The organism is Enterobacter sp. RHBSTW-01064 (genome assembly GCF_014103035.1).
In the GTDB taxonomy this organism is placed as follows: Bacteria; Pseudomonadota; Gammaproteobacteria; order Enterobacterales; family Enterobacteriaceae; genus Enterobacter; species Enterobacter mori.
On record NZ_JABXOU010000002.1, the window covers coordinates 880,819 to 891,202 of the forward strand.

9 protein-coding genes are annotated in these 10,384 nt (G+C 54.0%); 3 read left to right on the plus strand and 6 right to left on the minus strand.

All coding sequences use genetic code 11. The features are described from left to right. The 3 genes from bcsA to bcsR are packed head-to-tail and all read right to left on the minus strand — an operon-like array spanning nucleotide 1 to nucleotide 3,565. The gene (gene bcsA / locus HV355_RS10170; RefSeq protein ID WP_148401351.1) at nucleotides 1–2,616 is read right to left on the minus strand and encodes a UDP-forming cellulose synthase catalytic subunit; all 2,616 of its coding nucleotides are present in this window, start codon (nucleotides 2,614–2,616) and stop codon (nucleotides 1–3) included. Next, complete coding sequence (bcsQ, locus tag HV355_RS10175; protein ID WP_108417650.1) at nucleotides 2,613–3,365, minus strand: cellulose biosynthesis protein BcsQ; 753 nt, start codon at nucleotides 3,363–3,365, stop codon at nucleotides 2,613–2,615. The genes bcsA and bcsQ overlap by 4 nt, the downstream gene beginning before the upstream one ends. 11 nt (nucleotides 3,366–3,376) lie before the next feature. Next, nucleotides 3,377–3,565 carry a cellulose biosynthesis protein BcsR gene (gene bcsR / locus HV355_RS10180; protein WP_010426045.1) on the minus strand — a complete coding sequence of 63 codons (189 nt, stop codon included), beginning with the start codon at nucleotides 3,563–3,565 and terminating at the stop codon, nucleotides 3,377–3,379. A 172-nt stretch (nucleotides 3,566–3,737) separates the two neighbouring features. Here bcsR and bcsE point away from each other — a divergent pair, with 172 nt between their 5' ends. Genes bcsE through bcsG form a run of 3 tightly spaced genes read left to right on the plus strand, consistent with a single transcriptional unit; the run spans nucleotide 3,738 to nucleotide 7,163 of the window. Then, nucleotides 3,738–5,300, plus strand: a complete 1,563-nt coding sequence (gene bcsE / locus HV355_RS10185) for a cellulose biosynthesis c-di-GMP-binding protein BcsE (protein ID WP_182401772.1) — start codon at nucleotides 3,738–3,740, stop codon at nucleotides 5,298–5,300. Next, complete coding sequence (gene bcsF, locus HV355_RS10190; RefSeq protein ID WP_089599348.1) at nucleotides 5,297–5,491, plus strand: cellulose biosynthesis protein BcsF; 195 nt, start codon at nucleotides 5,297–5,299, stop codon at nucleotides 5,489–5,491. The genes bcsE and bcsF overlap by 4 nt, the downstream gene beginning before the upstream one ends. Then, nucleotides 5,484–7,163 (plus strand): cellulose biosynthesis protein BcsG, encoded by a 1,680-nt coding sequence (gene bcsG, locus HV355_RS10195; RefSeq protein ID WP_126816118.1) that lies wholly within the window; start codon nucleotides 5,484–5,486, stop codon nucleotides 7,161–7,163. Before bcsF ends, bcsG begins: the two co-directional genes overlap by 8 nt. 34 nt (nucleotides 7,164–7,197) lie before the next feature. Here bcsG and HV355_RS10200 read toward each other — a convergent pair whose 3' ends face one another. From HV355_RS10200 to murB, 3 genes are read right to left on the minus strand one after another with little or no spacing between them, the layout of a single operon-like run. Then, nucleotides 7,198–8,190, minus strand: a complete 993-nt coding sequence (locus tag HV355_RS10200; protein ID WP_182401804.1) for a glycosyl hydrolase family 8 — start codon at nucleotides 8,188–8,190, stop codon at nucleotides 7,198–7,200. 16 nt (nucleotides 8,191–8,206) lie between these two features. Then, complete coding sequence (gene birA, locus HV355_RS10205) at nucleotides 8,207–9,169, minus strand: bifunctional biotin--[acetyl-CoA-carboxylase] ligase/biotin operon repressor BirA (protein WP_042713772.1); 963 nt, start codon at nucleotides 9,167–9,169, stop codon at nucleotides 8,207–8,209. Beyond that, nucleotides 9,166–10,194 (minus strand): UDP-N-acetylmuramate dehydrogenase, encoded by a 1,029-nt coding sequence (murB, locus tag HV355_RS10210; protein ID WP_174339978.1) that lies wholly within the window; start codon nucleotides 10,192–10,194, stop codon nucleotides 9,166–9,168. Before murB ends, birA begins: the two co-directional genes overlap by 4 nt. Nucleotides 10,195–10,384 lie beyond the last annotated feature (190 nt).

Below are 10,384 nucleotides of genomic sequence, written 5' to 3' on the forward strand. Positions count from 1 at the left end.
TCATTGTTGAGCCATAACCGGGTCTGCCTGCTTCGCTTCATCTCGCTCAGGTCGACGCGGAATGAACGACACGACCCAGGAAACCAGTGAAGTAAGTGACCGGAAAATTAATTTCACCGACGACGGGGCAAATTCTGCAAGGTGACGATAGCCACGGAACCCCAGCTTCAGAATATCCAGCAGGCTTTCCAGAGGTTTATCTTCCGGGAAGCTGTCCTGCCAGAGAGCCCACGTATCCGCGCGGGCAAACGTACACTGCACAAAATCAATATGTTGCTTTTTGGTCAGCGGCATCAGCTTCAGACCCACTTCATCACCCGCCACACGCGCAACCTGCGTAGGGAAGACATACTCCTGCTGACCGCGCTTGAGCAGCAGATTGACCTTTTGCCCTTCCAGCACTTTCGCCTGACCGTTGATTTTGATGCCCAAACCACCGTCAGAGAAGTCGTGCACGGTACAGGAGAAGAGGTGACCATCTTCGCGGGCTATTGCTGCCGGCATGCTGATCTCGACGCGGTGCGCACGACGTACCTGTTTGCTCTCGACCGATACGGCTACCGCACCACCGAGGATAATCAGGTTGTAGAACACCCACGCCATACTCACGAATACCGTCAGGACCTCGTTTTCCGGGCCGTAGAAGTAACGCCAGATGCCGACGATGACGCCGACGATGTTAAGCAGGACCAGGAAGATATACGGACGGGAGATCACCCAATCGACATACTCCTCTTCCACCAGCCCACCTTTCGCGGTGACGTTGAACTTGCCTTTGTGCGGGTTAATCAGCGCCACCATGGTTGGCGGGGCAATGTACCAGGCCAGCACGGTTTCGTAGATTTCACTCCAGAACGAATGGCGATATTTCCCCTGGATCTTCGAGTTCGTCAGGCTCGCGTGGATCATGTGCGGCAGAACAAACAGCGCGATCATCAGCGCCGGGGCGTAAATGATGTAGGCATGAAGAAGCAGGAACGCCAGCGGCGCGGTGAGGAAGATCAGCCGCGGGATACCGGATAAGAAGTGGAACATGGCGTTGACGTAGCACAGGCGCTGCGCCAGCTTCAGCCCTTTGCCCATCAATGGGTTATCGAGGCGGAAAATTTGCACCATGCCACGCGCCCAGCGAATACGCTGGCCGATATGCGCCGACAGCGATTCTGTCGCCAACCCTGCTGCCTGTGGAATGCGCATGTACGCGGAGGTATAGCCAAGGCGGTGTAAACGCAGCGAGGTGTGGGCATCTTCCGTCACCGTCTCAACGGCAATACCGCCAATCTCATCCAGCGGTTTGCGGCGGATAACGGCACAGGAGCCGCAGAAGAAGGTGGCGTCCCACATATCGTTTCCGTCCTGCACCAGGCCATAGAACAGCGTGCCTTCGTTCGGGGTTTTACGGAAACGACCGAGGTTGCGTTCAAACGGATCCGGTGAGAAGAAGTGGTGTGGCGTCTGCATCATCGCCAGCTCTTTCTCTTTCAGGAACCAGCCCATCGTCATCTGCAGGAACGAGCGTGTTGGCACGTGGTCGCAGTCAAAGATGGAGACGAACTCCCCGGTGGCATACTTCAGGGCGTTGTTAATGTTACCGGCCTTCGCGTGTTCATGAGTGGTACGGGCGATGTACTCCACGCCGACCTCCTCCGCAAACTGGCGAAACTCGGCGCGGCCACCGTCATCCAGGATCCAGATTTTGAGCTTATCTTTCGGCCAGTCGATACCTAATGCGGCATAAATGGTGTTTTTCACCACCGTCAGGTCTTCGTTGTAAGTCGGTACAAAGAGATCGACCGACGGCCACTGGGTGGTGTCTTTTGGCAGCGGAACCGGCTGGCGGTTCAACGGCCAGATAACCTGGAAATAGCCCAGGACCAGCACAATCCACGCGTAAGTTTCAGCAAACAGCAGAACCAGACCGCACACCAGGCTGACCGGGTCATCCCAGTTCAGCGTTGATGTATAACGCCACCAGATATAGCGGCAGGAAACCGTCAGTGACAGCACGATCAGCATCAGGGCGGAGAAGCGTCCCGGAATGCGCCGCACCAGCAGCGCCACGCCCCAGAGCAGGATCAGGAAGGTGAACTGTGCCAGCGGGTTGAACGGCTGCGTAATACAGACCAGTGCCAGAATGAGCGAGAACACCACAATGACGCCGAGGATAAAACGCCTGAAGCCCGGGTGCAGGTGCCCGAGCTCTTTATGATTATCCAGATGACTGGTTTTGTCGCCGACGCGGTCGGGAAGCGTGTCCAGCCACTGGTGATAGCGTTCACGTAAGTTCTGCACGCGATCGAAGCTACGCCAGCGCGGCGTGGATTTTTCCACCCTGGCCGACGTCGCTGCCAGCCAGACGGCCTGAATCGCATAGCGTGCAGGGTCGAGAGGCCTTGGACGGTCGGGGTTAATGTGCGGATAGAGTTCACTGTGACGCGCACGAATACCCTGCCAGCGGGGGTGTTCGAGTGGAATAAATATCCAGGCCAGGATTAACCAGAAGCAACCGAGCGTGGCACTCAGCGACGACGCGCCATGTCGACGGTAGTGCCGGTAGCGCTCGCTTAAACGCGAACTGACCGGCGGGATAAGTAACCCGTTAGACAGGCGACTCATACCGTACTCCCGGCTGATTCCGGTCTTTTCGCGAAGTGCAATAAGCACCAGTTCGCCAGCGTCAGGATCTCTTCGGCTGCCAGCGAATCGCCCCGATATTCACCGAGCGGCTGCTTGGAGGCGAGACATTCCGCCATTCCCTCATCGCGATGGATAACAATCGGCAGCAGGCGACGCTGGCTTTGCAGCCAAACCTGGTAGAGATCGTCCTGGATCTGGCTGTTGATGCGAAGATCGTTAATCAGAAGATGGGCATTTGTGGGCAACGGCTGTTGGTGCAAGCGGATATGGCAATTCGCATCCACATTCACAATGGAGAGGACATGGTCACATTGCGCGATAAGCTGGCGGGTCAGCGCGGCGGCGCCGTGCGGCAGATCCAGCAATATCCACTGATACTGCCCTTTTTCCTCCAGGCTCTTCAACGCGGTCGTAAATTGCGAAAGCAGACGCTGATACGCGGCTTCATTCTCACGCTCAGCTTCAGTCAATTGACCATAAGGAAGTAAATCAAGCTGGGAGGTATAGCGCATACCCGCGTCACGCCAGTCTTTATCGTCGAGCAGCGCGCGGGCCCAACCCTTTGTATGCGTAAAGTCGACGTTAAATGACATGCGCAGCAAATTGTCGGAGCAGGCATCAATAACCAGCACCGATTCGCCTAACAGCTGTAATGACCACGCCAGCGCCGCGGTAATGGATGTTGTACCTACACCACCACGGACGCCCTGTAATCCTAGTATGGCCATCAATGGCTCCCTTATTGTTGTTGGGCAAATTCAGCTAATAACGGCCAGCGTTTAATAGCCGCGGCCAACTGTTCCCGCTGGGAAATATCGGTGTAATCTATTTCGGGCAAAGAGAAAGCCTGCGTCAGCGCCAGAAAATCGTTTTGAAATGTGTAACCCAGGCTTGAGTCTACAGGCGTTCCGGATTCGTTATTATGCATGATTAATTCATCCCTTAGCGTAAAATCACACGATCAGATGTTGTCGGCATCCTGCCCACGAAATTGCATTTACATGCTAAATCTGATGCTCTTTAATTTCAATGTTAGGTTTATTTCTACGCTTTCGCTAGTAAACTGAGATACAGATAAATTCGACGAAAAGAGGGATACCGTGGACTCCATATTTTCTATTGGCATCCAGTCATTATGGGACGAATTGCGCCACATGCCAGTCGGAGGAGTCTGGTGGATTAATACGGATCGCAACGAAGATGCCATAAGTCTGGTAAACCAGACGATCGCCGCACAGGATAAGGATTCCCGCGTGGCTGTCATTACGATGGGCGAAGAACCTAAAAATATCATCAGGCTCGAAAACGACCGCGGGCCACAGACCGTACGATTATTTTCCATGTCTTCGGAGGCGGATAGTCTATACTTTTTGCCCCGCGATATTCAGTGCTCGATTGATCCGGATCACTATTTCCTGATTCTAAAATGTTCGAATAACGCGCTGCAAAATATCCCCTCAGAAAAACTGCTTCTCTGGCTGAACAGAATCAATAAGTGGGCAAAAAATCAAAACTGCACACTATTGGTTGTTAACCCCGGCAGTAATAACGACAAGCTTTTTTCACTGTTAATGGGCGAATATCGTTCTCTTTTCGGTCTGGCAAGTATCCATGACCAGACGGATAGCTATCTTTACGATATTGCATTCTGGTGCAATGAAAAAGGGGTTAGCGCTCGTCAACAGCTCACCCTTAAACATATCGAGGGAGAGTGGCATCTCGCACGACAAGAAGAAACCGTGGTTCAGCCACGCAGCGATGAAAAACGCATCCTGAGCCACATTGCGGTATTAGAAGGTGCGCCTGCGCTTTCTGAAAATTGGTCACTGTTTGAAACTAACGAAGCGTTATTTAATGAAGCCCGTACGACGCAGGCCGCTACGATTGTTTTTTCTCTCATGCAGAATAACCAAATCGAAACGCTGGCGAGACACATTCACACATTACGCCGTCAGCGCGGCAGTGCGTTAAAAATCGTGGTGCGTGAAAATAATACCAGCCTGCGTGCCACTGACGAACGGCTGCTGCTGGGTTGCGGCGCAAATATGGTCATACCGTGGAATGCGCCGCTGTCGCGCTGCCTGACACTTATTGAGAGCATACAGGGACAGCAGTTTAACCGCCATGTTCCGGAAGATATAGGCACCTTGCTCTCCATGACACAGCCGATGAAACTGCGCGGTTTTCAAAAGTGGGATACCTTCTGTGATGCCGTCGGCAACATGATGAGTAATACGCTGCTGCCAGCAGACGGAAAAGGGGTCATGGTTGCCCTGCGTCCGGTGCCGGGTATTCGTGTTGAGCAGGCGCTCACGCTATGTCGCCCTAACCGCATCGGAGACATCATGACGATTGGCGATAACCGTCTGGTGCTGTTTTTATCCTTCTGCCGGGTAAACGATCTCGACACCGCGCTCAACCATATCTTCCCTCTGCCGACTGGCGATATTTTCTCTAACCGCATGATTTGGTTCGAAGATAATTTGATTAATGCTGAACTGGTGCAAATGCGCGCCCTGACGCCTGAACAATGGGCGAAACCTTTACCTATGTCAAACGATGTCAAACCGATCCTGAATGCGAAGCATGACGGGCATGTCTGGCGGCGGATACCCGAACCACGACGTTTATTACCTGAGGGCGAGGAGAGCGCATCATCATGAATCTCAGCGATATCATTCAACTGGTCGTACTGTGTGCGCTGATTTTTTTCCCGCTGGGCTACTATGCGCGCCATTCTCTGCGTCGTATTCGCGATACGGCAAGATTGATGTTTCTAAAACCCCGCTACCTTAAACCAGCCGGAACACTGACACGCGCTCCGAACGTCAAGGCAGACCGAAAACATGACTAATTCTTCCTATACCACGTCGGCGCCCTCGCCGCTCTGGCAATACTGGCGCGGACTTTCCGGCTGGAATTTCTACTTTCTGGTGAAGTTTGGCCTGCTCTGGGCAGGCTATCTTAATTTCCACCCTCTGCTTAACCTGGTGTTTATGGCATTCCTGCTGATGCCTATTCCCAATATCAGGCTGCATCGTTTGCGTCACTGGGTCGCTATCCCCATTGGGTTCGCGCTCTTCTGGCATGACACCTGGCTACCGGGTCCGGAAAGCATTATGAGCCAGGGCTCGCAGGTTGCGGGCTTCAGTACCGACTATATGCTTGATCTGGTTGAGCGCTTTATTAACTGGCAGATGATTGGCGCGGTGTTTGTGCTGCTGGTCGCCTGGCTGTTCCTGGCACAGTGGATCCGCGTGACGGTGTTTGTCGTCGCGATTATGGTCTGGTTAAACGTGCTGACGCTGGCAGGGCCGAGTTTCTCCCTTTGGCCAGCCGGTCAACCGACCACAACGGTCACCACCACCGGTGGCACGGCGGCAGCAACCGTCACGACGGCAGGCGATACGCCGGTGGTTGGCGATATTCCTGCACAAACCGCACCACCCACCTCCACCAATCTGAACGCGTGGCTCTCCAGTTTCTATACCGCTGAAGATAAGCGTCAGACCAAATTCCCGGATGCGCTCCCTGCCGACGCCCAGCCATTTGAACTGCTGGTGATCAACATCTGTTCTCTCTCCTGGGCGGATGTGGATGCAGCCGGATTAATGTCGCATCCGCTGTGGGCGCATTTCGATATTCAGTTTAAAGATTTCAACTCTGCGACCTCCTACAGCGGCCCGGCAGCGATTCGCCTGTTACGTGCAAGCTGCGGTCAACCTTCGCATAAGAACCTCTATCAGCCAGCCGGTAACCAGTGTTACCTGTTTGATAACCTGTCCAAACTGGGCTTTACGCAGCACCTGATGCTGGGTCATAACGGTCAGTTTGGTAACTTCCTGAAAGAGGTGCGTGAAGAAGGGGGTATGCAGGCACCGCTGATGGACCAAACGGGTCTGCCGGTCACTCTGTTGGGCTTCGATGGTTCTCCGGTTTATGACGATACTGCCGTGCTACAGCGCTGGTTGCAGACCGTCAGCAAAGAAGAGGGTTCGCGTAGTGCAACATTCTTTAACACCCTGCCGCTTCACGATGGTAACCACTTCCCGGGCGTGAGCAAAACGGCGGATTACAAAGTTCGTGCGCAGAAGTTCTTTGATGAACTGGACGCGTTCTTTACCGAGCTGGAAAAATCAGGCCGTAAAGTGATGGTCGTTGTGGTACCTGAACACGGCGGCGCGCTGAAAGGCGACAGGATGCAGGTATCCGGCCTGCGTGATATTCCAAGCCCGTCGATTACCAACGTCCCTGCCGGGATTAAATTCTTCGGGATGAAGGCCCCGCATCAGGGCGCGCCAATCGAAATCACTCAGCCAAGCAGTTATCTGGCGATTTCAGAACTCGTTGCCCGCGCGGTAGACGGTAAGCTGTTTGTTGAAGATAGCGTGAACTGGGATCAGCTCACCAGCGGTCTGCCACAAACGGCAGAGGTATCGGAGAACGCCAATGCGGTAGTGATCCAGTACCAGAACAAACCGTATGTTCGCCTGAACGGCGGCGACTGGGTACCGTATCCGCAGTAAAAGGCCTGGCCCTCTCCCCAGCGGGGAGCGGGCCTTATTGTTCTGAGATCCAGACCAGCATTTTCAGGCTTGCCGAATAGTAATCATCATTTGCAGTGATATCGGGCTCGCCGACCGTCTGCCCCATCGTTAAGTCACGCACTGCCAGCAGACCGCCTGCCATCATGTAGGGGGCGTATTCATTCGTCGTGACGTTAACCCACGCGGGTGTTTGTTCACGCGGAAACTGACCGAACCAGGCGCGCCACGGGGTGAGCAAGGGGCTTTTCGCGTTGGACCAGCTGATGTACAGCGGAATGCGGATGGCGTCATAACTCATGCGGGGCGGCCAGGCGTTTGCGGGGGCCAGCGTCCCTTTCGTGTCCAGAGAGACCCAGTCGGTTGGAAGATTGGCTTTACCCGACCCCATTTTCTTCAGCAGCCGCTGTCCGTCCTGCGCGAGCTGACGCCATATTTGCAAATGGCTGCGGTCAGCAAATGCCTGCCAGGCAGGAAACACGAAGTAGGAAGGATTAAGCACAACGTTATTGTCCAGCTTAAACCCTTGTGAGCCGGGCAACATCACGCGGTAACCCGCATAGCGGATAACGTTATGGGCAAGCAGCGCTTTGGTAATGGCATCCGATGCCGTGCTGTAGCCTTTGTCATGCCAGCGCGCGTTCGCTTTTAACAGAGCCCAGGCAATGAGCACATCGCCATCGGAGGCATTGTTTTTGTCGGCAGTCGGGTCTGCCTGAGCAGGGTTATAACGCCAGTAAAAAAGACCGTTCTCTTTATTCTTCAGCGTACTGTTGGTCCAGTGCCAGAGTTTATCAAAGGTCGCTTTATCATCGTTTGCCACCGCCATCAGCATGGCAAAACCCTGGCCTTCGGTATGGGAAACGTCACCGTTGCCGGTATCGACGATTCGCCCATCCGGCTTAAAGAAGCGCGCTTTGTAACTCTCCCAGGCCTGGCCTGCCTGAGAGAAAGGCGTGAACAGCAAACTCATCATGACAGCCAGCGTGGCGCATGCGGGTTTTCGCATCATTAATACAATCCGGTTATTCAGCGCTGCGTAAGGAGATTTCCCCGCCCATCCAGGGTTTGATCGCGCCATCCTGTTCCAGGAGAAGCGCCCCCTGCGCATCAATTCCGCGAGAAATGCCGTAGATTTCTTTATCCCCAATCAGCAGTTTCACCGGGCGGTTGATAAAGTTATCCAGCTTTTCCCAGCGAGACAGGAACGATGCCAGCCCGTCTTGCTCAAAGAGCCTGAGTGAGCTTCGCAGCTCTTTAATCATTCGCGCGGCCAGGATATTGCGGTCGATAGTGATACCCGCTTCCTGCAGGTTAGTCCAGGCCTGGTTCACCACATCGTTCTGTACATTACGCATCACCATGTTTAACCCGGCACCAATGACGATCTGCGCGGCATCGCCGGTCTTTCCCGTCAGCTCAACCAGAATACCCGCCAGTTTTCGATCGTTCAGATAGAGATCGTTAGGCCATTTTACCCGCACCTTATCCGCGCCCAGATCGTGCAGGACTTCCGCCATCACAATCCCGATGACCAGGCTTAGCCCAACCGCCGCAGCCGGGCCCTGATCGAGTCGCCAGTACATGGACAGGTAGAGATTCGCACCAAACGGCGAGAACCACTTGCGTCCACGACGGCCGCGACCGGCCTGTTGATATTCAGCAACGCAGGCATCGCCGGATTTCAGTTCAGGCAGGCGATCCAGCAGGTACTGGTTCGTCGAGTCAATTACGGGCAGCACCGCAACATTGCCGTGTCCAATCTGGCTGCGGATCGCTTCTTCATTCAGCAATTGAATAGGCTCCGGCAGGCTGTAGCCTTTTCCGGGAACCGTGAACACATCAACGCCCCAGTCGCGGAGCGTCTGGATATGTTTATTAATGGCAGCACGGCTCATGCCCAACTGCTCACCTAGCTGCTCGCCAGAATGAAACTCACCGTCCGCAAGGATGCTAATCAGGGTTAAAGGGATCGTGTTGTCCTTCATGCGATAGTCTCCACGGCGTTGACTTCACCCGTACGGCCAATAAAGCGAACTTCAGGCTCCAGCCAGACGTTAAATTTATCACCCACACGCTGACGGACATGGTGCGCCAGCTTCACAACATCGTCGCTGGTCGCATTGTTTTGATTGATCAGCACCAGCGCCTGCTGGCGATGAACAGCAGCACCGCCCATCGTGGTGCCTTTTAATTCGCACTGGTCGATAAGCCAACCTGCAGCCAGCTTCACGCTACCATCCGTCTGAGGATAATGCGGGGCCGTTGGCCAGCCGGTGAGGAACGTTTTCGCGTTTTCGCTGCTGATGACCGGATTTTTGAAGAAACTGCCCGCATTTCCGTTCACTTTTGGATCCGGGAGTTTGGTCATTCGCATATGGCAAACTGATTCAAACACGTCTCGCGGGGTGACGGTGGCCGGATCGAGACGGGTGAGATCGCCGTAGGTAAGGACCGGGTTCCACTGCTTCGCCAGACGCAGACCAACGGCCACAATGACGAAACGATCCTGGTAGTCATGTTTGAAGATACTGTCACGATAGCCAAAGCGGCACTGTTCTGCGGTTAAACGTTGCGCATTTCCCGTTGCCAGTTCAATGCAGTCAACATATTCACAGACGTGTTTTAGTTCGATGCCGTAGGCACCGATATTTTGAATGGGTGACGATCCTGCGCAGCCTGGGATCAATGCAAGATTTTCCAGGCCGGGCATCCCTTTTTCGAGGGTAAATTGCACCAGACGGTGCCAGTTTTCTCCGGCCCCCACGTGCAGATGCCAGCTCACTGCGCTCTCTTTAACGTCGATTCCCATGATGCGGTTGACGATCACGGTCCCCGCGAAATCATCGAGAAACAGGACATTACTTCCTTCGCCCAGAATCAGTACAGGTTCACCGTTTTCTGTCGCGTTTTGCCATGCATTCAGCAACTGCTGAGCATTATCGGCACGTACAATTTGTTTAGCATTACGTTGAATGCCAAAGGTATTCCAGGGCTTAAGGGAGTGGTTCATAGACGCTATCCTGATGCAAAAACGCGGATAGTTTACCGTATATACGGGGGGATAGGTGATTTGTTTATGGAAACGAGGGATGTACAAAAACGCAAAAAGGCCATCCTTGCGGATGGCCTCTCTACTTATTTGATGCCTGGCAGTTCCCTACTCTCACATGGGGAGACCCCACACTACCATCGGCGCTACG